The organism is Microbacterium sp. FW305-3-2-15-F-LB2 (assembly GCF_058787255.1).
This window is the reverse complement of record NZ_JBYSZO010000001.1, coordinates 634,717-656,391: the sequence shown is the minus strand read 5'-3', so window position 1 is coordinate 656,391 and position 21,675 is coordinate 634,717. Positions and strand designations below refer to the sequence as shown.

Here is a 21,675-nt window from a genome sequence, read left to right as displayed (position 1 = left end):
ACGAACCCGGGAGATTCCCGAGGGCTGATCGCCGACGCCGTCAGCCTACCGGCCGCGCTCCCCACTCAGCGGACCGACAGAGCGCCGACACCGACGGACGACGAAGGGGCATCGTCCTCGGGTCGATCGGGGTAGGGGCCCTGTTCTCGATCCGAGGACGATGCCCCGTAGTCGGCCGACGATGTCGGCGCGGGAGCAGGCGGAACGCCTACTCCCATTCGATCGTCCCCGGCGGCTTCGACGTCACGTCGAGCACCACGCGGTTGACCTCGCGCACCTCGTTGGTGATGCGGTTGCTGATCTTGGACAGGACGTCGTAGGGCAGACGCGTCCAGTCGGCGGTCATCGCGTCCTCACTGGAGACGGGACGCAGCACGATCGGGTGACCGTAGGTGCGGCCGTCGCCCTGGACGCCGACCGAGCGCACGTCGGCCAGCAGCACGACGGGGCACTGCCAGATCTCGGCATCCAGGCCGGCCTTGGTCAGCTCGGCGCGGGCGATGGCGTCGGCATCACGCAGGATCTCGAGGCGGTCAGCGGTGACCTCGCCCACGATGCGGATGCCAAGACCGGGCCCCGGAAAGGGCTGGCGGCCGACGATCGCCTCGGGGAGGCCCAGCTCGCGACCGATCGCGCGGACCTCGTCTTTGAAGAGGGTGCGCAGCGGCTCGACGAGCTCGAACTGCAGGTCTTCCGGCAGGCCGCCGACGTTGTGGTGCGACTTGATGTTCGCGGTGCCCGCGCCCCCGCCCGACTCCACGACGTCGGGGTACAGCGTGCCCTGGACGAGGAAGCGGATGGGCTCGCCATCGGCCTTCGCCTCGGCGATCAGGTCGGCCTGCACCTTCTCGAACGCGCGGATGAACTCGCGGCCGATGATCTTGCGCTTCTCTTCGGGGTCGCTGACACCGGCGAGGGCGTTGAGGAACGTCTCGCGCGCGTCGACCGTGATCAAACGCACGCCGGTCGAGGCGACGTAGTCGTTCTCGACCTGCTCGCGCTCACCCTTGCGGAGAAGGCCGTGGTCGACGAACACCGCGACGAGCTGGTCGCCGACGGCCTCGTGCACGAGAGCGGTCGAGACGGCGGAGTCGACGCCGCCCGACAGCGCGGACAGCACGCGACCGGTGCCGACCTGTTCGCGGATGCGCGCGACCTGTTCGGCGATGACGTTGCCGCTGTTCCAGTCGGCCGGCAGACCGGCGGCCTTGTGGAGGAAGTTCTCGATCACGTGCTGGCCGTGGTCGGTGTGCTTGACCTCGGGATGCCACTGCACCCCGTACATACGACGGGTGTCGTTCGCGAAGGCGGCGACCGGAGTGTGCGCGGTGCGTGCGAGCACCTCGAAGCCCTCGGGGGCGCGCGAGACCTGGTCGCCGTGGCTCATCCACACGTTCTGTTCGGCGGGCTGTCCCTCGAGCAGCGTGCCTTCGGTGACGACCGTGGCATCCGTCGCGCCGTACTCGCGCAGGCCCGTGTTCGCGACCTCGCCGCCGAGCGCCTGCGCCATGACCTGGAAGCCGTAGCAGATGCCGAGCGTCGGGACATCGAGGTCGAACACGGCCTCGTCGAGGCGCGGCGCCCCCTCTTCGTATACCGACGACGGGCCGCCGGAGAGGATGATCCCCACCGGGTTCTTCGCCGCGATCTCGTCGGCCGTGGCTGTGTGCGGGACGATCTCGCTGTACACACCCGCCTCGCGGACGCGGCGCGCGATCAGCTGGGCGTACTGGGCGCCGAAGTCGACGACGAGGACGGGACGCTGCGACGTTTCGGTCTGTTCGGTCACCGGGGTCCTTCCGGGGCGGGGACGGGAGCGGATGCCTCGGCGGCTTCGCGCTCGGCGAGATAGGCGCGCACGCGGCGGGCGGTGCGCACCTCGAGAATGAAGGAGAGGAAGGGCACGACGCCGCCGAGCGCGAGGAACACGAAGCGGGAGAACGGCCAGCGCATGAGGCTCCACACGCGGAAGCACGAGAACAGGTACACGACGTAGAACCAGCCGTGGACCACGAGGATCGCGAGCGAGATGTTCAGGCCGTCGCCGGTGGACAGGATCTCGCAGCCGCTGCCGCCGGGAACGAACAGCGAGAACCACTGGCATCCCGGACCGGGGATGGCATCCGCGAACCACAGGAAGCCACCCGACCCGCCCAGGAACAGTTCCTTGTGGATGGGCGTGTACTTCACGATCATCTCGGCGACCAGAAGAAGCAGGCCGACACCGGTGATGATCGAGCAGATCTGGTAGAACTTCAGGGCTCCGCGGATCGCCGGGAACGAGGCGAGCTTGGGGGCGCGGGGCATGGATGCCAGTCTAGTCGCGGGATTCCGCGGAACCCGCCGCGAGGACCCCGGACTCTTCGTCCTCGAGATCTTCCACTTCCTTCTCCCACGCATCACGGGCGAGGCGGTACCAGAGGTACAACGCGAAACCGGCGAAGATGGCCCACTCGGCGGCGTAGAAGATGTTGAGCCAGTTGACCCGGGAGCGCTCATCGGGGGCCGGGGAGTCAATGGCATCCACAGACCCGATGGCCGTCTGCGAGGCGAGGTACGGGCGATACACGGCGACACCGTCGATGTCGTGCCACCGCCCGAGAAGCACCGCGGGAGACATGCGCGTCATGGTCTGCGGATCGGTTCCGGCCGGCGGCCGGGCGGGGCCCTCGTCGGCGATGAGGCGACCGGTCACCGTGGTCGACGTGTTCGGGTCGGCGGAGACCTGCGCTTCGAGCTCATTCGCGGCGCTCTGCGCGGCGGCGGCATCCTGCGTCCATCCGAGGGCGACAGCGATCGAGGTCGGCGACGGGACCCCGTCGAGCCGCAGCTGTCCGGTGACCCAGTACCCCTCGACGTCGTCGTTGTAGCGAGACGCGACGACCAGGAAGTCTCCCGGGATCCACTGCCCCGTCGCCTCCACCCGCTGACCGACGAGCGGATCCGCGAGGTACTGCCCCGGCTGGGCAACATCCGCGAGCGGGCGAACGATCTCGGTCTGCCCCGGCTCGGACGGGGCCGTATCGATCGCACGTCCGAGCTGCCACTGCCCCAACCACGCCAAGGCGCCCGCCACCACGAGCGAGAACGCCAGCAGCGCCAGCCAGCGCGGGCGCAGCATGACCTCGCGCAGGGTCGGCGGGAAGACCTGCCGGGGCTCCTGCTCGATCGCAGTGGGGGAGGTCACACGGTCACCGGTGTCAGTGTCCGTAGGGGGCGACGACGACCTCGACGCGCTGGAACTCCTTCAGGTCGGAGTATCCGGTCGTGGCCATGGACTTCCTCAGCGCGCCGATGAGGTTCGCGGTGCCATCGGCCACGGGGGCCGGGCCGTAGAGGATCTGCTCGAGGGGACCGACGCGATCGACGGCGACGCGATGACCGCGCGGCAGCTTGGCGTGGTGCGCCTCGGGGCCCCAGTGGAACCCGCGACCCGGGGCATCCGTCGCACGAGCGAGCGCCACGCCGAGCATGACGGCGTCGGCACCCATGGCCAGCGCCTTCACGATGTCGCCCGAGGTTCCCACACCACCGTCGGCGATGACGTGCACGTAGCGCCCGCCCGACTCGTCGAGGTAGTCGCGACGTGCGCCGGCGACATCGGCGACCGCGGTCGCCATCGGCGCGTGGAGTCCGAGGGTCGCGCGGGTCGTCGATGCGGCGCCGCCGCCGAAGCCGACGAGCACGCCCGCCGCCCCCGTGCGCATGAGGTGGAGGGCCGCCGTGTAGGTCGCTGCGCCACCGACGATCACCGGGACATCGAGGTCGTAGATGAACTTCTTCAAGTTCAGCGGCTCCGCGACGCTCGAGACGTGCTCGGCCGAGACGGTCGTACCGCGGATGACGAAGAGGTCGACGCCCGCGGCGACGACGGTCTCATAGAGATCCTGCGTACGCTGCGGCGTCAGGGCGCCGGCGACGGTGACTCCGGCGGCACGGACCTCGGCGAGGCGGTCGCGGACGAGCTCGGGCTTGATCGGCTCGGAGTACAGCTCCTGCATCCGCCGCGTCGCCGCCGAGTCGGGCAGGCCAGCGATCTCCGCGAGCAGCGGCTCGGGGTCGTCGTAGCGCGTCCACAGTCCCTCGAGGTCGAGCACGCCGAGGCCGCCGAGACGGCCGAGCTCGATCGCCGTGCGCGGACTCACGACCGAGTCCATCGGCGCGCCGAGCACCGGGATCTCGAAGGGGAAGGCATCGATGGTCCACGCCGTCGACACGTCCTCCGGGTTGCGCGTGCGGCGCGACGGAACGACGGCGATGTCGTCGAAGGTGTAGGCGCGGCGGGCACGCTTGGCGCGGCCGAGATCGATCTCCATGGTCACTCCCCCAGCCTACCCGCCCACATTTTGCCGGTCCGCGTCCTCGTCTGGTTCGTCACCACGGTTCATCCGCGCGCGGCGCCATCGGCAGCACCCGCACCTTGCCTGTGGGGAAGCACGCGTCGAAGATCTCCGATCCGCTCAGGTCTCTCGCGGCTCAGACCCGTCCGACGTGACGGAATCCGTCGGGGCGTCCGCTCCACGCAGAACGCGGGTGAGGGGGCCGTCGAGGAAAAAGAGGAGGAATCCAGCCGACCCCACCAGCGGACTCACCGCGACCGCCATCCCACTGATGATGACCGCGCTCAGCGCGGCTCGGCCGAGCCGGCGCGCGTCCTCGCGGGAGAGATCGGGGATCGCGCCCGAACGCAGGGCCCACGTCCATTGCAGCCAGCCCACCAGGATCGCGAGGAAGAAGTTCACCGGCAGCAGCACGCGGCCGAGCAGATAGTCGGAGTAATCGGTGTCGAGCGACGTGGTGAAGGGGACCAGGACGACCAGAAGCAGCCGCAGGTTGTTGATCCACATCCCCGCGTTGTCGATTCGGACGATCCACTCGAACTGCCGCACATGCGTCATCCACATGATGCACAGCACGAGGAAACTGATGACGAACGAGAACACCGGATGGAGGAGATCCAGGAGCCCGTTCGCGAGATCGGCATCGGACGTCACTTCTCCGAGCGACTTCGAGGTGAGGTCCAGGACGAGCAGCGTCGCCGCGATCGCGAAGACGCCGTCCGTGTACGCCTCGGTTCGTCGCGCCGAAACGGTGACCGAAGGATGCCTCTCGCGCCGGATCATGCGGACAGCGTAGACCCGCCGGTGAACGACGACGGGCCGGGCAGTCGCCTGCCCGGCCCGTCGAAGAAAAGCGACTACTTCTTGTAGTTCGGCGCCTCGACGACGATCTGCACGTCGTGCGGGTGCGACTCCTTCAGACCCGCGGAGGTGATCCGCACGAACTTGCCCTTGGTCTTGAGCTCTTCGACCGTGCGCGCGCCGACGTAGAACATCGACTGGCGCAGGCCACCGATGAGCTGGTACGCCACCGCGGCAACCGGCCCACGGTAGGGAACCTGGCCCTCGATGCCCTCAGGGATCAGCTTGTCGTCGCTGGGGACATCGGCCTGGAAGTAACGGTCCTTCGAGTACGAGGTCTTCTTGCCGCGGGTCTGCAGCGCACCCAGCGACCCCATGCCGCGGTACTGCTTGAACTGCTTGCCGCCCTGGAAGACGATCTCGCCGGGCGACTCGTCGGTGCCGGCGAGGAGCGAACCGAGCATGACGGTGTCGGCACCGGCCACGAGGGCCTTGGCGATGTCACCGGAGTACTGCAGCCCGCCGTCGGCGATCACGGGGACGCCGGCGGGGATCGCGGCCTGCGCCGCTTCGTAGATGGCGGTGACCTGCGGCACGCCGACGCCCGCCACGACGCGAGTGGTGCAGATCGAGCCCGGTCCGACGCCGACCTTCACGGCATCCACACCCGCGTCGATGAGCGCCTGGGCGCCCTCGCGCGTGGCGACGTTGCCGCCGATGACGTCGACGTGGTCGAACGACGCGTCGGCCTTCAGACGGCGCACGATGTCGATGACGCCCGCGGACTGGCCGTTGGCCGTGTCGACGACGAGGACGTCGACACCGGCGTCGCGGAGGGCCTCGGCACGCTGCCAGGCGTCACCGAAGAAGCCGATCGCCGCGCCGACGCGCAGGCGGCCCTGCTCGTCCTTGGTCGCGAGGGGGTACTTCTCGCTCTTGTCGAAGTCCTTGATGGTGATGAGCCCGGCGAGCTTGCCCTCGTCGTCCACGAGGGGCAGCTTCTCGACGCGGTGCTTCGCAAAAGTCGCGATGACGTCGTTCGCGTGGATGCCGACGGGACCGGTGATCAGACCGTCCTTGGTCATGACGTCCTTCACGAGGGTGGTCTGACGCTCGAAGCCGGACACGAAGCGCATGTCGCGGTTCGTGATGATGCCGACGAGCACACCGTCGGGGTCGACGACCGGGAGACCGGAGATGCGGTACTGCGCGCACATCGCGTCGACCTCGGCGACCGTGGCATCCGGGGTCGTGGTGATGGGGTTCGAGACCATTCCCGACTCGCTGCGCTTGACCTGGTCGACGATGGCCGCCTGGTCCTCGATCGAGAGGTTGCGGTGCACGATGCCGATGCCACCCTGGCGGGCGATCGCGATCGCCATGCGCGCCTCGGTCACCGTGTCCATCGCGGAAGACAGCAGCGGCGTCGCCACGGTGATCCGACGGGTGAGGCGCGACGACGTGTCGGCCTCACTGGGGATGACGTCGGTGTGTCCCGGCAGGAGAAGGACGTCGTCGTACGTCAGTCCGATGAAACCGAAGGGGTCGTGCTGCTCCATGGATCCTCCTGCGCGCGCGGCGCCTGCTCGAAAAGGACGACGTCGGCCGGTGCGCGCAACGCGCCCTGCCCTGAATTCTAAGCGCCCGGACGGCGGAAACATTCCCGGGAAACCGCCCCGGGAGCTCCGTCACCACGACACGGTTCGCTAACGAGGCGGTCTGCGAAACACCGATGACACATTACGCTCGTAGCGTCGATCGTCGAAGCTGACGAAACGACCTCGTCAGCGTTGCCGAACTGGAGACTCCGTGGGTCATTCCTCCCCCACCGCGACACGATCGCGCACCCTTGCCCGCCCAGCCGTCCTGCTCGTCTCGCTCCTCGCGAGCGCGATCGCCGTGCTGAGCCTCGTCCTGGCCTCACCAGCCCATGCCCAGACGACGCCTTCGCCGACACCGTCCGGGAGCCCCGGCGCGGTCGACGTGGCGACGCAGTTCACCATCGGCGGCATCATCCAATCCGAGGGCGAACCCGTCGAGGGCGTCGAGATCTCCGTCGAGGGCTCCGGCTTCTCGGAGGTCGGCACCACCGGAGCGGACGGGCGTTGGTCGGTGGCCGTCCCGGGACCGGGCACGTACACGGCAGAGCTCAACGTCGAGTCGCTGCCCGACGGCGTCGCTCCGCGCGACCCCGACAACGTCACGCGCGAAGTGACGGTCGGAACCACGAACACCGTGAACGTCCTCTTCCCGACGGGCGAAGGCACCGTGGCGACCGGGTCCATCTGGGACACGCTGTTCTCGCGCTTCATCTACGGCCTGAACTTCGGTCTGCTGCTCGCTCTCGCCGCGATCGGCATCTCGCTCATCTTCGGAACGACCGGAGTCAACAACTTCGCCCACGGCGAGATGCTGACCTTCGGCGCCATCATCTTCTACGTCTTCACGTCGCTGGGGTGGAACCTGCTTCTCGCGGTCCTGCTCACCGTTGCCCTGTCCGCGGCGCTCGGATGGACGCAGGATGCCGTGCTGTTCAAACCCCTCCGTAAACGCGGGGTGGGGTTGGTCCAGGTGCTCATCGTGACGATCGGTCTGTCGATCGTTCTGCGATACCTGTACCTGTACTTCTTCGACGGCGGCACCCGGAACATCGACACGGGCATCACCGACAACGTCACGATCGGTCCCGTGACCATCACGCTCACGTCCCTCATCAGCATGGGCGTCAGCGTCGTGATGCTCGCGGCGGTGGCCTACTTCCTGACCCGCACCCGGATCGGCAAGGCGACGCGTGCGGTCAGCGACAACGCCTCGCTCGCGGCGGCATCCGGAATCAACGTCGACCGGGTCATCCGCATCGTGTGGGTGCTGGCGGGAGCGCTCACGGGCCTCTCCGGCGTCCTGTACGGCCTCTACCGCGGTGTCACGTGGGACATGGGCTTCGCGATCCTGCTGCTGCTGTTCGCGGCCGTGACGTTGGGTGGCCTGGGCAGCGCCTTCGGTGCTCTCGTCGGCTCGCTGATCATCGGCATCATCACGGAAATGTCCACCATCGTCATCCCCCCGGACCTTCGGTACGCGGTGGCGTTGATCGTGCTCATCGGCGTGCTGCTGTTCCGGCCGCAAGGTGTGCTCGGTCGTAAAGAGCGGATCGGCTGAGGAAGAACGACATGGACTGGCTTTCGATTCTCAACAACGCCGCGGGCGAGCTCATCAGCCCGACCACCGCGGCCTACGCCCTCGCCGCCATCGGCCTGAGCGTCCACTTCGGCTACGCGGGCCTGCTCAACTTCGGCCAGGCCGGCTTCATGGCGGTCGGCGCGTACGCCTTCGCCATCGCCACGCTGTCGTTCTCGGCGCCCGTATGGCTCGCGATCCTGATCGCGATCGTGGCCTCGGTGCTGTTCGCCTTCATCCTCGGCATCCCGACCCTGCGGCTCCGAGCGGACTACCTCGCGATCGTGACCATCGCCGCGGCCGAAATCGTCCGCTACGTCGTCTCGACCGTGGGACTCACCGACATCACCGGTGGCTCGCAGGGCCTCAACGGCTACAACCGCGAGTTCCAGAACCTCAACCCGTTGCCCGGCGGCACCTACGGCATCGGGCCGTGGACCTACTCGGCGAACGACTGGTGGGTGCGCGTGTTCGGCTGGGGTCTCGTGATCCTCGCGACCCTGCTCGTCTGGCTGCTCATGCGGAGCCCGTGGGGCCGCGTCGTCAAGGGCATCCGGGAAGACGAGGATGCCGTGCGCAGCCTCGGCAAGAACGTCTACTCCTACAAGATGCAGGCGCTCGTCCTCGGTGGTGTGATGGGCGGTCTCGCCGGAGTGGTCTTCATCCTCCCCCGCGCCGTGCAACCGGGGAACTACGGCACCGCACTGACGTTCTTCATCTGGACCGCACTGCTGCTCGGCGGCGCCGCGACCCTCCTCGGCCCCATCGTGGGCGCCGCGCTCTTCTGGGTGCTGCTGTCGCTGTCGAACGGCATCATCGTCGGACTCCGCGATGTCGGCATCCTGGGCTTCATGAGCTCGACCCAGACCGGTCAGGTGCGCTTCATCCTCGTCGGGATCGGGCTGATGCTCCTGGTCATCTTCCGACCACAGGGCATCTTCGGCAACAAGAAGGAGCTGTCGTTCAATGTCTGACACGACCGTCACCCACCCCCTGGTGAAGGGCGAGGTCGGCCCCGGTTGCGCGAAGGTCGATCCCATCGTCGTCGCCGACGGAGTCACCCGTCAGTTCGGCGGCCTGAAGGCCGTCGACGTCGACCACCTCGAGATCCCGCGCGGGCAGATCACGGCCCTCATCGGACCGAACGGCGCCGGGAAGACCACGCTGTTCAACCTGCTCACCGGGTTCGACAAGCCCAACACCGGACAGTGGAGCTTCGAGGGATCCAACCTCGCCAGCGTCCCCGCGTTCAAGGTGTCCCGCAAGGGCATGGTCCGCACGTTCCAGCTGACGAAGTCGCTCGGCCGCCTGTCGGTGCTGCAGAACATGCTGCTCGGCGCCCGCGGGCAGAAGGGTGAGAACATCTTCCGCGCCCTGATCCCCTCGATCTGGCGCTCGCAGGAGAAGGCCAACACCGAGCGTGCCGACGACCTGCTGCGGCGCTTCAAGCTGGATGCCAAGCGCGAAGACTTCGCGGCATCGCTCTCGGGCGGTCAGCGGAAGCTCCTCGAGATGGCTCGCGCCCTCATGAGCGACCCGACGCTGGTCATGCTCGACGAGCCCATGGCCGGCGTGAACCCCGCGCTGACGCAGAGCCTCCTCGGTCACATCCTCGACCTCAAGAAGGAGGGGATGACGGTGCTCTTCGTCGAGCACGACATGCACATGGTCCGCCACATCTCGGACTGGGTCGTCGTGATGGCAGAAGGACGCGTCGTCGCCGAGGGTCCGCCCGAGACCGTGATGAGCGACCAGGCCGTCATCGACGCCTACCTCGGCGCGCACCACGACACCGACCTCGGCGACATGACCACCTCGCAGATCGAGACGATCGAGGCCGAGGCCGCCGCCGAGGCCGAGGCCGCTCTCGTCGCCGACGAGAAGGACGGAAAGCTCTGATGACCGACACCGCCACCCGCACCGCGGTGCTGCGCACCGACGACCTCGTCGCCGGCTACCTGCCCGGGGTGAATATCCTCAACGGCTGCACCGTGGATGCCTACCAGGGCGACCTCATCGGCATCATCGGCCCGAACGGCGCCGGCAAGTCGACGCTGCTGAAGGCGATCTTCGGTCAAGTGAAGATCCGCGGCGGAGCCGTCCTGCTCAACGGCGAGGACATCACCGCGCTGAAGGCCGACAAGCTCGTCGGCAAGGGCGTCGGCATGGTTCCGCAGAACAACAACGTGTTCCCGAGCCTGTCGATCGAGGAGAACCTGCAGATGGGGCTCTTCCAGCGCCCCAAGGTCTTCGCCGAGCGCTTCGAGTTCGTCACCGGCCTCTTCCCCGAGCTCGCCAAGCGACGGCGACAGCGGGCCGGATCGCTGTCCGGCGGTGAACGTCAGATGGTCGCGATGGGCCGCGCGCTCATGATGGATCCGTCGGTCCTGCTCCTCGACGAGCCGTCGGCGGGCCTGTCCCCGGTCCGGCAGGACGAGACGTTCCTGCGCGTCGCGGAGATCAACCGCGCCGGCGTGACGATCATCATGGTCGAGCAGAACGCCCGCCGCTGCCTGCAGATCTGCCACCGGGCGTACGTCCTCGACCAGGGCAAGGATGCATACACCGGCACCGGACGCGAACTGCTCACCGACCCCCGTGTCATCGAGCTGTACCTGGGCACCCTGGCGGCCGACGAGGACGCCAAGCGCGACGCACGGGAGAGCGAAGCCTGAGCCGCGCGCGCCCCGTGGGGGCGACGCTCACCCTGGTGGGTGTCGCCCTCGCGGGATGCTCCGCGGACGCTCCTCCCGCACTCCCTGAGGGGCTGACCGTCTCGGTCATCCAGCAGCGCGGCGACATCGCCCCCGGACGCGTCCAGCTGCGGGTAGACAACGGCTCGACCGAGACACTCGTCGTCTCCGGCGCGACGCTCACCTGGGCTGCCCTGTCCGAGCCCGCGGCCTGGGCGGCGCATCGCACGGAGGTGATCGGCCCCGGCCGCGTCATCGACCTCCCCGTGGCTCTCCCCGCACTTCGCTGCGCCTCGGACGGCGGCACGGCGTCGGTCACCCTCGAGATCGACTCCACGGGCGGCACGAGAAGCGCTGACGTCACGGCGGACGACCCGCTCGGCATCCTGCCGCGGTTGGGCGCGGCGCAGTGCGACCGCGACGCCCTGGGCGCGATTGCCCGCATCGAGGCCACGGCGGTGTCCGCGCGGGCGGACGGCACGGCCGATCTCACGCTCTCGATCACGCCGACCGCCGGGGGCGACGGCCGGATCGAACTCGTCGCCCTGCGCGGTACTCCCCTCCTGCACTTCGCCGCGGGAGAGGAGGCGACGCTCGACACGCCCGTCGCCGCCGACGACGGCCCCTCGACCATCTCCGTCACGGTGACGCCGCGACGATGCGACCCGCACGCGATCGCCGAGGACAAGGTCGGCACGTTGTTCGACCTCGTCGCCCGCGTCGACGGTCGCGAGGTCGTCGTGTCGCTCGAACGGCCGCAGTCCGTCGCCGACGCTCTGCTGGAGTTCACGGCCGCTGCCTGCGGCCTCACGCCCTCCCCCTGACCCGACTCCGTCCCCGGCACCGGCGCCCCTCCCCGGCCCAACGCCGCGCCCATGACACGTCGAGACTTCATCTCGCCGACAAGACCGCGGCAGACCGCACGGGGGATGTCGGCTGGATGCGGTTTCGCGCTGATGGGGCAACGAAGAAGGGCCCGGATGCCGTGGCATCCGGGCCCTTCGAACGGGTCAGATCACTCGTTGAGCGAGCCGAACTCCGTGTTCAGCAGGGTGTACTTGTTGTCGGCACCGTACTGGTAGATGCCGATGTACGCCTCGGTCGGGTCACCGTTCTCGTCGAACGTGATCGGGCCGGAGACACCGTCGTAGTCGACGTCCTTGCCGTCGTTGATCAGCGCGAGGCAGTCGGCGAAGGTGGTGCACTTCTCGCCGCCCTCGGTGACCGACTGCAGGTTGTCACGGATCGCCGTGCCCGAGTCGTCCTTGGCCTGAGCCGCGGCCAGGGCCGCCACGATGACCGCGTCGTACGACTCCGGCGCGTAGCTGAAGTCGGTCAGCGACGGGTCGATCTCGAGGAGGCGGCTCTGGAACTCGGTGTCGGCCGGGTTACCGGGCAGGGTGCCCTTGGCACCCTGGAGGGTGCCGGGCTGGAACTCGTACGAGTTCGACAGGTTGCCGTCGACGAAGTAGACCTTCGACCCCGGGAAGCCCTGCGTGTTGACGAGCTGCGGGATGATCGACGAGGTCTCCTCGAACGCGATCACGGCGATGGCGTCGGGCTTCGCCGCGAGCAGCTGGTCGACCTGCGAGGTGAACACCGTGTCACCCGGGTTGTACGGGACAGCGACCGAGACCTCGCCGCCGGCGGCCTCGATGGCCTTGGTGGCGTTGTCCTTCAGGCCCGTGCCGTACGGGTCGTTGATGTAGATGATGCCGACGTTCGCCGCACCGTCACCGACCATGAGGTTACCGAGCACGCGACCCTGGAGGACGTCCGAGGGAGCCGTGCGCCAGTAGTAGCCGTCGTCGGCGTACGTGGTGAAGTCCGGCGACGTGTTGGCCGGCGAGATCTGAACGATGCCCGCGTTGACCAGCTGGTCGACGAACGTGAACGACACACCCGAGGAAGCCGCACCGATGACGACATCGGCGCCGGCGTCGACGAGCTCGGTCGCCGACTGGGTGGCGATGTCGGTCGTGGTGTCACCCGAGTCACGCTCGGTGAGCTTGGTGGTGAACGGGAACGCGTCGCCGGTGGCTTCGATGTCCTTGATCGCCAGCTTCACGCCGGCGACCTCGGGCGGGCCGAGGAAGGCGAGGTTTCCGGTGGCGGGGAGGATCGTGCCGACGCTGAAGGTCCCGTCGGACTTCGACACGGCGCCCCCGTCGGACGATGCGCTGGGGTCTGCGGCGTCGCCGCCACCACCGGCGCAACCGGCGAGGACGAGCGCGCTGGCACCGACCAGGGCGATGCCGCCCAGGACCTTGCCGGCACGCGTGCGCGTGAAGACGCTCATAGTGCTCCTTGCTGTGGATGAACGTTCGACGGCACAGGGGTGCCGTCTGGTGTCCTAAACCTAACGGCCCCCACGTTTTCGCCGTGTTGCCGTTCGTTAACGATGTGGGTCGCCCAGGTCACAGCGGCATAACGCCCCTAGACGGGCTCCGTGACATCCGAGACGGAGGCGCGGCGCCGCCGCGCCGCGACCAACGAGTCCACGCTCAGCACGACCAGGGCGACCCAGACCAGACCGAACCCGATCCAGCGCTCGAGCGTCATGGGCTCGTGAAGGAGCCACACGCCGATCGCGAACTGGATGATGGGCGCCACGAACTGAATCAGTCCCATCACGGTGAGCGGGGCACGGCGGGCTCCCGCGGCGAAGAGCAGCAGGGGTATCGCGGTGACGGCACCGGCCGCCAGGAGAAGGACCGTGTGCACCGAGCCGTTGGCCCCCATCGTCAGCCCCGTCGTGACACCCACGACGACGAGCTGGACCACCGCGACCGGGAGGAGCCAGAGGGATTCGAGCGTCAGGCCGCTGACGGCATCCACCGAGGGCCCGATCTGCTTCTTCACCAGGCCGTAGACACCGAACGACACGGCGAGGGTGAGTGCGATCCACGGGAAGCTGCCGTACCCGACGACGATCACGATCACCGCGGCGACGGCCAGACCGATCGCGATCCACTGGACCGGGCGCAGCCGCTCGCGCAGAACGGTCACACCGAGCAGCACGGTGACGATCGGGTTGATGAAGTAGCCGAGGCTCGTCTCGATGACGTGGCCCGTGAGCGCCCCGTAGACGTACGTCTGCCAGTTGACGTAGATGAGGAGGCCCGCGAGCGCGGTGAGCCCGAGCAACCGGGGCTGGCGGACGATCGCGAGGAACGGACGCCACGCGCGCAGCACCGTGAGCAGGAGCAGACAGAACACCAGCGAGAGAGCGATGCGCCACGCCACGATCTCCCACGGACCGGTCGGCGCCAACTGCAAGAAGTACAGCGGAAGCACCCCCCACAGCAGGTACGCGGAGAAAGCGAAGAGGCCGCCGCGGACGGCTCCCGAGGCGGGCTGTGGGGCGGGGGTCACGGTGTCAGCCTAGAGGCCGCCCGAGCGGCGGCAGCTCGATCACCCCTTCGGGGAACCAGTTGAACGCGGGCGAATCCAGGTACCTCTCCCGCGCCGACGGGGCGTCCCGGGGCTCCGTGACTCCGACCGCCAGACTCTCGCCGTCCGCCACCCGGAGTCGGCCGCCGCTGTCGCGGAGGGGTCCTGCCCAGATGTCGAAGCGCCCCGCCGCCAGCGCACGCGACACCCGGTCGGCCGCGTCCCGAGCCGCGACGGGAAGATCCGCGGCGGGAGCGGAGTTGCGCACGACGCCGTCCGACGCGCGGAGGCATCTGTCGCTCGGGATCGCGCGTCCCGCTCGGACGCGTTCGATCACGTCGATGACGAAGGGGGTCCAGTCGAGGAAGGCGCAATCCAGGATGCCGGGGACGTCGGCACCCCGTGGATCGTGCCCGCTGACCCTCAGTCCGGCCTCGAGCGCGGCTCGCACCGCGGCGGGGTTCTCCGTGAGGTTGCCGCCGACGACGTCCGCCCCCGCCGCGCGGACCCGCTCGACCGCCGTGCGCTCGCGCTCGTCCTGATCGTGGGCGCGGTAGGAGCCGACCCACTCGACGAGGACGCGGACATCGGCGCGGGTGGCCCGCGCGCCGAGGACCCATGCTCCCGTGAATCGTCGATCGTGCGGCGACGGCATCCCCTCGATCGCGGCGATCACCCCGCTGCGGGTCGCGGCCCCGGCCAGCATCCCCGAGACGAACGCGTGCTGATCGCGTGCGGCGCGGTAGACCGACACGTTCTCGGTGGGGCGCCGCCCCTGGCAGTGCACGAAGCGCACGGCGGGAAACTCCTCGGCCACCTCCGCCACGAGCGGCTCGACGGCCGCGTCGCAGACGAACACGACGTCGGACGACGCCCCCGCTTCCCGCGCCGCCTCGAGCCAGCGCTCGCCCTCGCCGAGGTCGCTCCACGCGCGCGCGTGGAGTGCGGAGCTGAAGTGGTCTTCCGCACCGCGGCGCGCGAGCGCGTGCGTGTGCCCCCACCAGGCGTCGAGACCGTTCGCGTGGAGCCACGTCGCGCGGATCATGCGGACCGGAAGATCGAGGCCTCGGGCAGCACGAGCTCATCGACCCCGAAAGCCGCCGCGAGCTCGGCGGAACTCCCGACCGGGTCGGGGTGGTCGGGACCGAGAGCGAACCGGCCGAGTACGTCGTCGGGGATGCGGGCGCCCGCCGCCAGGGGACCCGCTGTGCGGAGGGTCGCGAGCACGTCCGCGCGCAGAGCCTCATCCACACCGCCGGCCGCCGCATACTCGGGACGCATGTTCGTCATCTCGTAGACCAGCCTCTCCCCGGATGCCGCCCGCGAAGCGGCGTCGAAGAAGTGGTGCAGCGTGAAGGCGACCCTCGCGCCGGTGATCTCCCGCGTCCGGGCGGCGACCTCGGCGATCAGGGGGAACGGGATTCCCGACAGCAGGATGACGTCGGCGGTCCCGGACACGGCGCGGATCGTTCGCGGCCCCTTGGTCGCCACCCAGACCTCCCCCGCGTCGGCGGCGCGCACGAGCGCCGCCGCCTCCGCGAGAGTCTCGATATCCGCCGGGCGCGGCACACCCATCCCCGCGAGTTGCACCGCACCGCCGACGGCGAGGATCACGAACGCGCGCCCACCGGTGAGCTCGGCGAGTGTCTGCAGCGCGCCGGCGGTCACCTCGGGCCGACGAGTCAGCGGATTCGTGATCGCGCCGAGGCGGATGGCATCCGTCATCGCGCCCGCCGCGCCTAGCGTCACCCAGGGATCGCGCGTGGACCGGCCCGCGTCCGGCAGGACGAAGCGGGGAATTCCCCGTCGATCCGCCTCGACCGCGCGGGCGACGACGTGGCGTGCGTCGTGGGGCATGACATTCACCGCGAGCGGCGCCGTCGGGTCCAGGGCTTTCACGGGCGGGGTCCTCCCTTTCGTCGACACCACCATACTTGTCGGACAAGTCGCGTATGTGTCGAGTGCGTCACGCTTTCGCGGTGATCGTCCGCGGCGAGTGTTGCCCCGTGTGACGCCGCGTTTCGCTTGCGGTCGCGCCCGCTCGCTAGCGTCACGGAGTCGCCTCGCGCCGACATCCCCTCACTTCTCGCGCACCGAGCGCAGCACCGCCCTGCACCATCCGAGTCCCGGAGGATCCATGAGTATCGCCCGTACCGCAGCGGCCGCCCTGACCGCGACCCTTCTCGCGGTGAGCCTCGCCGCGTGCGGCGCTTCGTCCACCTCGTCCCCGACGGAGGCATCCACGGACAAGACCGCGCTGAAGATCGGCTTCAACCCCGGCCCGTACGAGGAGATGTTCCAGGGTGGCATCCAGCCCATCCTCGAGTCCGAGGGCTACACCGTCGAACCGGTCGACTTCACCGACGGCATCGTCGTCAATGTCGCCGTGAACTCCGGCGAGATCGACGCGAACATCATGCAACACCCGGTGTACATGGACTTCGTCAACAAACAGGAGAGCATCGACAACGCCGCCCTGGTCCAGGTGCCGACGCCGCGCATGGCGCTGTTCGGCGGCAAGAAGACGTCTCTCGCCGACGTCGCCGACGGGTCCACCGTCACCGTCCCGAACTCCCCGGCCAACCTCTACCGCGGGCTGTTGATCCTGCGCGATGTCGGCTGGATCGACTTCGACGACGTCGATGACCCCAACACCGCCGACCTGTCGATCATCACGTCGAACCCGAAGAACCTGAACATCACGCCCATCGAGAACGCTCAGCAGGTCCCGGCCCTCCAGGACGTCGACTACGCGACCATCCAGGGCAACTTCATCGTCTCGGGTGGCCTGGACTACGACAAGGCCCTGGCCGTCGAGGACCAGCCAGTGCAGTTCTCGAACGTCGTCACCGTGCGCTCGGTTGACGTCGACACCCCGTGGGCGCAGGCGATCAAAGCCGCGTACCAGTCGCAGGAGTTCATCGACTTCATCAAGGCGAACCCCCAATACGCCGGCTACCAGCTCCCGGCCTGGTTCGAGTGAGCGGCGCCGCGGGCGGAGGCATCGTCTTCGACGCGGTGACCAAGAGCTACACCCGGAGGGCCGTCACCACGACGGCCCTCCGGGATGTCTCCCTTCAGGTCGCCCCCGGAACGATCTTCGGCGTCATCGGATACAGCGGAGCGGGGAAGTCCACGCTCATCCGCACGGTGAACGGCTTGGAGAAGCCGACGTCGGGGCGAGTGCTGGTCGACGATCTCGACATCTCCTCGCTGCGCGGGCGGGAACTCCGCGCGGCACAGAAGAACACCGGCATGATCTTCCAGCAGTTCAACCTGCTGGAGACCCTCTCCGCCCGCGACAACGTCGCCCTCCCCCTGCGGCTGGACGGCGTCTCGCCCGCCGACGCCCGCCGTCGCGCCGACGAGGTACTCGACTTCGTGGGGCTCAGCGGCAAGGCCGGGAGCCACCCCGGCGATCTGTCGGGCGGTCAGAAGCAGCGCGTCGGGATCGCGCGGGCGCTGGCCCGCAACCCGAAGATCCTGCTCTCGGACGAGTCCACGAGCGCCCTGGACCCCTCGACGACCGCGCAGATCCTCGACCTGCTGCGTCGGATCAACCGCGAGTACGGCACGACGATCCTCGTCGTGACCCACGAGATGGACGTCATCAAGGATCTCGCTCACGAGGTGGCCGTGATGGCCGACGGTGAGGTGGTCGAGCACGGGAGCGTGCTGGACACGTTCGTCCGCCCCCGTGCGGCGGCGACGCGTGACTTCGTCGACACGATCGTCCCGCGCGGGTTGCCGCGCCGTGTCGTCGACCAGCTCGGCGGCGAGGGACTCTGGCGCATGCTCCTCCTGGATGCCGAGGTCGAGCAGCCGCTCATCACGGGCCTGATCCGGGATGTCGGCGTGGACGTGAACATGCTCCACGCGGACATGACCCAGATCCAGGATCACACCGTGGGGCAACTCATCATCAAGGTCACCGGCAGTCCCGAGAAGATGCGCGAGGCCCACCGCTACCTCTCCGAGCGGGTCGTCGAGCTCGAGGAGGTCGTGGCGTGAACGGCGGCAAGTGGACACTCGTCACCCCCGAGATCTATCTGCGCGCTCTCGGCGAGACGCTGCAGATGCTCGGGGTCTCGCTCGTTCTGGGGTCGATCCTCGGTATCGCCCTGGGCGCGATCCTCGCCCTGACGCGTCGGGGCGGTGTGCTGCAGAACACGCCCGTGAACCTGGTCCTGGGCGCCGTGGTCAACCTCATCCGTTCGCTGCCGTTCATCATCCTGCTCGTCGCGATCCTTCCCTTCACCCGGCTCCTGGTGGGAACGAGCATCGGCGTCTGGGCGGCGATCGTCCCCCTGACCGTGATGATCGCGCCGTACATCGGCCGGCTGGTCGAGAACTCCCTGCTCGAGGTCCCGGCCGGCGTCGTCGAGGCGGCGCGCTCGATGGGTGCGTCCCCTCTGCAGATCTTCTGGCGGTTCCTTCTTCCGGAGGCGCGTGGCTCGCTCATCCTGGCCATCACGATCGCCACCGTCGGTCTGATCGACGCCACCGCCATGGCGGGGACCGTCGGAGCCGGCGGCATCGGTGACCTGGCGCTCTCGTACGGCTACCAGCGCTACGACGGATTCGCGATGGTGATCACCTGCGTCACGCTGATCGTGCTCGTGCAGGGGATCCAGGCGATCGGGTCTTCGCTGGCGCGACGTTTCCGGCGGCGGTGAGCATGGTCGACTTCGCGCCCGCCGCCCGCGTCGCGGCCCTGCCCCCGAACTTCTGGGGCGCGATGGATGCCGAGAACGCCCGACTCTCGGCGCTTCCCGGGCCGCGGTTCATCGACGTCTCGAAGGGCAACCCCGACCTTCCGACGCCCGAGCGCATCGTGCGCGCGATGCAGCGTTTCGTCGACGATCCCGTCAACCACCGCTACCCGTCGTACGCCGGACGGCGCTCGCTGCGGGAGGGCGTCGTGCGCCGCTACCGCGACGACCACGGGCTCGAGCTCGACCCCGATGCGCAGGTGGGCATCTTCCACGGCTCCCACGAGGCTCTGATGGCCGCGGTCCTGGGTCTCGCCGACCCGGGCGCGACCGTCGTCCTCCCCGACCCGGGATACCCGCTGTACACGTCGGCCATCGACCTCGCGCAGGCACGGGCGGAGACGGTGACCCTCACCGAACCCGACTATCAGCCCGACTTCGCCGCCCTCGACCACGTCGATGACGCGCGACTGCTCCTCCTGAACTACCCGAACAACCCGACCGGAGCGTTGGCGACGCCGGCGACGTTCACCGCCGCCATCGGCTTCGCGGAGCGGGTCGGCGCGGCGTTCGTGCACGACTTCGCCTACGCCTCGCTGGGGTTCGGCGAACGGCCGCTGTCGGCCCTGGCGATCGACGGTCCGGAGGGCCGCACTGTCGAGGTGCAGACACTGTCGAAGACCTACAGCATGGCGGGATGGCGCGTCGGCTTCGCCGCCGGGAACGCCTCCCTCATCTCGGCCATGCGCCGCTACCAGGCGCACGCCTTCAGCACGATGTTCGGCGCGACGCAGGAGGCCGCGGCCGAAGCACTGCTCGGCGACCAGGGAGCCGCCGCCGATCTGGTCGAGGTGTACCGACGGCGCCGCGACCTCGTCATCACGGGTCTGCGCGGCATCGGGTGGGACGTGATCGAGCCGCGGGGGACGTTCTTCGTGTGGGTGCGTCTGCCCGAGGGCACGGACGCCGTCGCGTTCGCTCGGCGTGTGCGAGAAGAGGCGCGGATCGGGATCGCGCCCGGCGACGGCTTCGGCGCCGGCGGGCGCGGGCACGTTCGCCTCGGGCTGGTCGTGGACGACGCCACGCTGCAGGAGCTGATCGATCGCCTCGCGGCGCTGACGTCCGCCGCGGACCTGGTGCGCTAGAGCTTCCGCCCCGGGTTCAGGATGCCGCGGGGGTCGAACACCCGCTTGATCTCGCGCTGCAGACCCCGCAGGCGGCTCGACAGCTCCCCGTCGAGGTCGTCGAGCTTCAGCGTGCCCACGCCGTGCTCGCCCGCGACGGTGCCGCCGAGGTGCTGCGCGAGCTGCAGCAGGTCGGCCGCGGCCCGGTGCGCCGCGGCGGTAGCGACCGGATCGGCAGCGTCGTAGACCACCGTGGGATGCAGATTCCCGTCGCCGACGTGCCCGGCCAGGCTGATCTCGACGCCCCGCTCTTCCGCGATGCGCTCGGCCTCCTCGGCGAAGGCCGCCAGACGCGACCGTGGCACCGCGAGGTCGCCGTGCGTGGCGGCGCCGCGCAGCGCGAGCAGCCCGGGGTTGAGAGCGCGGCGAGCGGCGAGGAGCCGGTCCAGCTGCTCTTCGTCGTCGGCGCGATCGACCGAGACCGCACCATGCGCGCGGAAGGTGGCAACGAAGTGGTCGAGGTCGCGATCGGCTCCCTCGACCGCGTCCGTGATCGCGAGCAGCCATGACCGCGCCGCCGGGTCGAGATCCATGTCGGGACGGGCGATGCGGATGCCGCGGAGCGCCGTGTCATCGAGGAACTCCAGCGTCGAGGGGAGGCGGGGTCCGGTCGTCAATGCCGCGGCGGCCGCGAGCGCTGCCGCTGTCGAGGGGAACAGGCCCAGGACGCCGCGGGCGGGTCCCGGTGCGGGGAGGAGCCGGAGCGTCGCCTCGGTCACGACCGCGAGGGTTCCCTCCGAGCCCACGACGAGGCTCGTCAGGTCGAGGCCCGCGACGCCCTTCACCGTGGCGGGGCGCGTGCGTTCGATCGAGCCGTCGGCCAGGACGACCTGGAGCGACAGCACCGCGTCTCCGGTCACGCCGTACCGGATGCACCGCATGCCACCGGCGTTCGTCGCGATCGTGCCGCCGATCGTCGCCCACTCGGCCGATGCCGGATCGGGGGCGTAGAAGAGCCCCCGCTCGGCCGCCGCGCGCTGGAGATCCGCGACGACCACGCCGGGCTGAACCGTGGCCGTGCCCTCGACCGCGTCGATGGCGAGGATGGCATCCATCCCCGACAGATCGAGGAGGATGGCTCCCTCGATCGCGGCCGAGCCGCCGACGAGCCCCGTGCGCGCGCCCTGGGGAACGACCGGGGTCCCGGTCGTGTTCGCGACGCGGAGGACGGCCGAGACCTCCTCCGCGGTGCGCGGCTGCACCACCAGAGCGGCCCGCGGGGCCGGAAGACGCGAGGCGTCCGTCGCGTGCGCCGCGACGAGGGCGGGGTCATCGATGACGCGTCCGGCGGGAAGGGTCTCGGTCAGTCGCACAGCGAGATCGGCGGTCACCGAACCAGCGTATTCAGCCCCGGACCAGAGCCCCCCGCGGTCGG

20 protein-coding genes are annotated in these 21,675 nt (G+C 69.3%); 9 read left to right on the top strand and 11 right to left on the bottom strand.

Going from position 1 to position 21,675, the window contains the following annotated elements; genetic code table 11:
* Positions 1-208: 208 nt before the first annotated feature.
* From guaA to guaB, 6 genes are all read right to left on the bottom strand, one after another.
* The gene (guaA, locus tag AC3WLZ_RS03215; protein WP_492469022.1) at positions 209-1,789 is read right to left on the bottom strand and encodes a glutamine-hydrolyzing GMP synthase; all 1,581 of its coding nucleotides are present in this window, start codon (positions 1,787-1,789) and stop codon (positions 209-211) included.
* A complete protein-coding gene (locus tag AC3WLZ_RS03210; RefSeq protein WP_412923649.1) occupies positions 1,786-2,307 on the bottom strand; it encodes a DUF3817 domain-containing protein in 522 nt (173 codons plus the stop codon). Before AC3WLZ_RS03210 ends, guaA begins: the two co-directional genes overlap by 4 nt.
* Before the next feature lie 10 nt (positions 2,308-2,317).
* Positions 2,318-3,187, bottom strand: coding sequence for an SURF1 family protein (locus tag AC3WLZ_RS03205; protein ID WP_492469020.1), 870 nt, complete (start codon positions 3,185-3,187; stop codon positions 2,318-2,320).
* 13 nt (positions 3,188-3,200) lie between these two features.
* Complete coding sequence (locus tag AC3WLZ_RS03200) at positions 3,201-4,316, bottom strand: GuaB3 family IMP dehydrogenase-related protein (protein ID WP_412926101.1); 1,116 nt, start codon at positions 4,314-4,316, stop codon at positions 3,201-3,203.
* Between the two features lie 144 nt (positions 4,317-4,460).
* Positions 4,461-5,123 carry a TMEM175 family protein gene (locus AC3WLZ_RS03195; RefSeq protein ID WP_412923645.1) on the bottom strand — a complete coding sequence of 221 codons (663 nt, stop codon included), beginning with the start codon at positions 5,121-5,123 and terminating at the stop codon, positions 4,461-4,463.
* Positions 5,124-5,197: 74 nt separating this feature from the next.
* Complete coding sequence (gene guaB, locus AC3WLZ_RS03190) at positions 5,198-6,700, bottom strand: IMP dehydrogenase (RefSeq protein ID WP_412923644.1); 1,503 nt, start codon at positions 6,698-6,700, stop codon at positions 5,198-5,200.
* Positions 6,701-6,950: 250 nt separating this feature from the next.
* Here guaB and AC3WLZ_RS03185 point away from each other — a divergent pair, with 250 nt between their 5' ends.
* From AC3WLZ_RS03185 to AC3WLZ_RS03165, 5 genes are read left to right on the top strand one after another with little or no spacing between them, the layout of a single operon-like run.
* Complete coding sequence (locus tag AC3WLZ_RS03185) at positions 6,951-8,300, top strand: branched-chain amino acid ABC transporter permease (protein WP_412923643.1); 1,350 nt, start codon at positions 6,951-6,953, stop codon at positions 8,298-8,300.
* Between the two features lie 11 nt (positions 8,301-8,311).
* Positions 8,312-9,292: a branched-chain amino acid ABC transporter permease gene (locus AC3WLZ_RS03180; protein ID WP_412923642.1), complete on the top strand. Its 981-nt coding sequence runs from the start codon at positions 8,312-8,314 to the stop codon at positions 9,290-9,292.
* Positions 9,285-10,217, top strand: coding sequence for an ABC transporter ATP-binding protein (locus AC3WLZ_RS03175; protein WP_412923641.1), 933 nt, complete (start codon positions 9,285-9,287; stop codon positions 10,215-10,217). The genes AC3WLZ_RS03180 and AC3WLZ_RS03175 overlap by 8 nt, the downstream gene beginning before the upstream one ends.
* Positions 10,217-10,993 carry an ABC transporter ATP-binding protein gene (locus AC3WLZ_RS03170; RefSeq protein ID WP_492469019.1) on the top strand — a complete coding sequence of 259 codons (777 nt, stop codon included), beginning with the start codon at positions 10,217-10,219 and terminating at the stop codon, positions 10,991-10,993. The genes AC3WLZ_RS03175 and AC3WLZ_RS03170 overlap by 1 nt, the downstream gene beginning before the upstream one ends.
* Positions 10,994-11,028: 35 nt before the next feature.
* A complete protein-coding gene (locus tag AC3WLZ_RS03165) occupies positions 11,029-11,835 on the top strand; it encodes a hypothetical protein (RefSeq protein WP_492469018.1) in 807 nt (268 codons plus the stop codon).
* 191 nt (positions 11,836-12,026) lie between these two features.
* Here AC3WLZ_RS03165 and AC3WLZ_RS03160 read toward each other — a convergent pair whose 3' ends face one another.
* From AC3WLZ_RS03160 to AC3WLZ_RS03145, 4 genes are all read right to left on the bottom strand, one after another.
* Positions 12,027-13,310 (bottom strand): ABC transporter substrate-binding protein, encoded by a 1,284-nt coding sequence (locus tag AC3WLZ_RS03160; protein WP_412923638.1) that lies wholly within the window; start codon positions 13,308-13,310, stop codon positions 12,027-12,029.
* Positions 13,311-13,447: 137 nt separating this feature from the next.
* Positions 13,448-14,386 (bottom strand): EamA family transporter RarD, encoded by a 939-nt coding sequence (rarD, locus tag AC3WLZ_RS03155; protein ID WP_492469017.1) that lies wholly within the window; start codon positions 14,384-14,386, stop codon positions 13,448-13,450.
* 4 nt (positions 14,387-14,390) lie between these two features.
* The gene (locus tag AC3WLZ_RS03150; RefSeq protein WP_492469016.1) at positions 14,391-15,449 is read right to left on the bottom strand and encodes a BMP family ABC transporter substrate-binding protein; all 1,059 of its coding nucleotides are present in this window, start codon (positions 15,447-15,449) and stop codon (positions 14,391-14,393) included.
* Positions 15,446-16,303 (bottom strand): LLM class flavin-dependent oxidoreductase, encoded by an 858-nt coding sequence (locus AC3WLZ_RS03145; RefSeq protein ID WP_492469015.1) that lies wholly within the window; start codon positions 16,301-16,303, stop codon positions 15,446-15,448. The genes AC3WLZ_RS03150 and AC3WLZ_RS03145 overlap by 4 nt, the downstream gene beginning before the upstream one ends.
* Positions 16,304-16,541: 238 nt before the next feature.
* Between AC3WLZ_RS03145 and AC3WLZ_RS03140 the strand changes: the two genes are divergently transcribed.
* Genes AC3WLZ_RS03140 through AC3WLZ_RS03125 form a run of 4 tightly spaced genes read left to right on the top strand, consistent with a single transcriptional unit; the run spans position 16,542 to position 20,261 of the window.
* Positions 16,542-17,387 (top strand): MetQ/NlpA family ABC transporter substrate-binding protein, encoded by an 846-nt coding sequence (locus AC3WLZ_RS03140; RefSeq protein ID WP_412923634.1) that lies wholly within the window; start codon positions 16,542-16,544, stop codon positions 17,385-17,387.
* Positions 17,384-18,415: a methionine ABC transporter ATP-binding protein gene (locus AC3WLZ_RS03135; protein ID WP_492469014.1), complete on the top strand. Its 1,032-nt coding sequence runs from the start codon at positions 17,384-17,386 to the stop codon at positions 18,413-18,415. The genes AC3WLZ_RS03140 and AC3WLZ_RS03135 overlap by 4 nt, the downstream gene beginning before the upstream one ends.
* Positions 18,412-19,080, top strand: a complete 669-nt coding sequence (locus tag AC3WLZ_RS03130) for a methionine ABC transporter permease (RefSeq protein ID WP_412923632.1) — start codon at positions 18,412-18,414, stop codon at positions 19,078-19,080. The genes AC3WLZ_RS03135 and AC3WLZ_RS03130 overlap by 4 nt, the downstream gene beginning before the upstream one ends.
* Before the next feature lie 2 nt (positions 19,081-19,082).
* Complete coding sequence (locus tag AC3WLZ_RS03125; RefSeq protein ID WP_492470936.1) at positions 19,083-20,261, top strand: aminotransferase class I/II-fold pyridoxal phosphate-dependent enzyme; 1,179 nt, start codon at positions 19,083-19,085, stop codon at positions 20,259-20,261.
* Here AC3WLZ_RS03125 and AC3WLZ_RS03120 read toward each other — a convergent pair.
* Positions 20,258-21,631: an FAD-binding oxidoreductase gene (locus AC3WLZ_RS03120; RefSeq protein ID WP_492469013.1), complete on the bottom strand. Its 1,374-nt coding sequence runs from the start codon at positions 21,629-21,631 to the stop codon at positions 20,258-20,260. The two genes, AC3WLZ_RS03125 and AC3WLZ_RS03120, sit on opposite strands and share 4 nt — an antisense overlap.
* Positions 21,632-21,675: the final 44 nt, after the last annotated feature.

Bases quoted from the DNA above. Each gene is read 5' to 3' on its own strand.
- guaB (WP_412923644.1), bottom strand. From the start codon at position 6,700: ATGGAGCAGCACGACCCCTTCGGTTTCATCGGACTGACGTACGACGAC.
- AC3WLZ_RS03140 (WP_412923634.1), top strand. From the start codon at position 16,542: ATGAGTATCGCCCGTACCGCAGCGGCCGCCCTGACCGCGACCCTTCTC.
- AC3WLZ_RS03175 (WP_412923641.1), top strand. From the start codon at position 9,285: ATGTCTGACACGACCGTCACCCACCCCCTGGTGAAGGGCGAGGTCGGC.
- AC3WLZ_RS03180 (WP_412923642.1), top strand. From the start codon at position 8,312: ATGGACTGGCTTTCGATTCTCAACAACGCCGCGGGCGAGCTCATCAGC.
- AC3WLZ_RS03200 (WP_412926101.1), bottom strand. From the start codon at position 4,316: ATGGAGATCGATCTCGGCCGCGCCAAGCGTGCCCGCCGCGCCTACACC.
- AC3WLZ_RS03210 (WP_412923649.1), bottom strand. From the start codon at position 2,307: ATGCCCCGCGCCCCCAAGCTCGCCTCGTTCCCGGCGATCCGCGGAGCC.
- AC3WLZ_RS03170 (WP_492469019.1), top strand. From the start codon at position 10,217: ATGACCGACACCGCCACCCGCACCGCGGTGCTGCGCACCGACGACCTC.
- AC3WLZ_RS03160 (WP_412923638.1), bottom strand. From the start codon at position 13,310: ATGAGCGTCTTCACGCGCACGCGTGCCGGCAAGGTCCTGGGCGGCATC.
- AC3WLZ_RS03150 (WP_492469016.1), bottom strand. From the start codon at position 15,449: ATGATCCGCGCGACGTGGCTCCACGCGAACGGTCTCGACGCCTGGTGG.
- AC3WLZ_RS03125 (WP_492470936.1), top strand. From the start codon at position 19,083: ATGGTCGACTTCGCGCCCGCCGCCCGCGTCGCGGCCCTGCCCCCGAAC.
- AC3WLZ_RS03195 (WP_412923645.1), bottom strand. From the start codon at position 5,123: ATGATCCGGCGCGAGAGGCATCCTTCGGTCACCGTTTCGGCGCGACGA.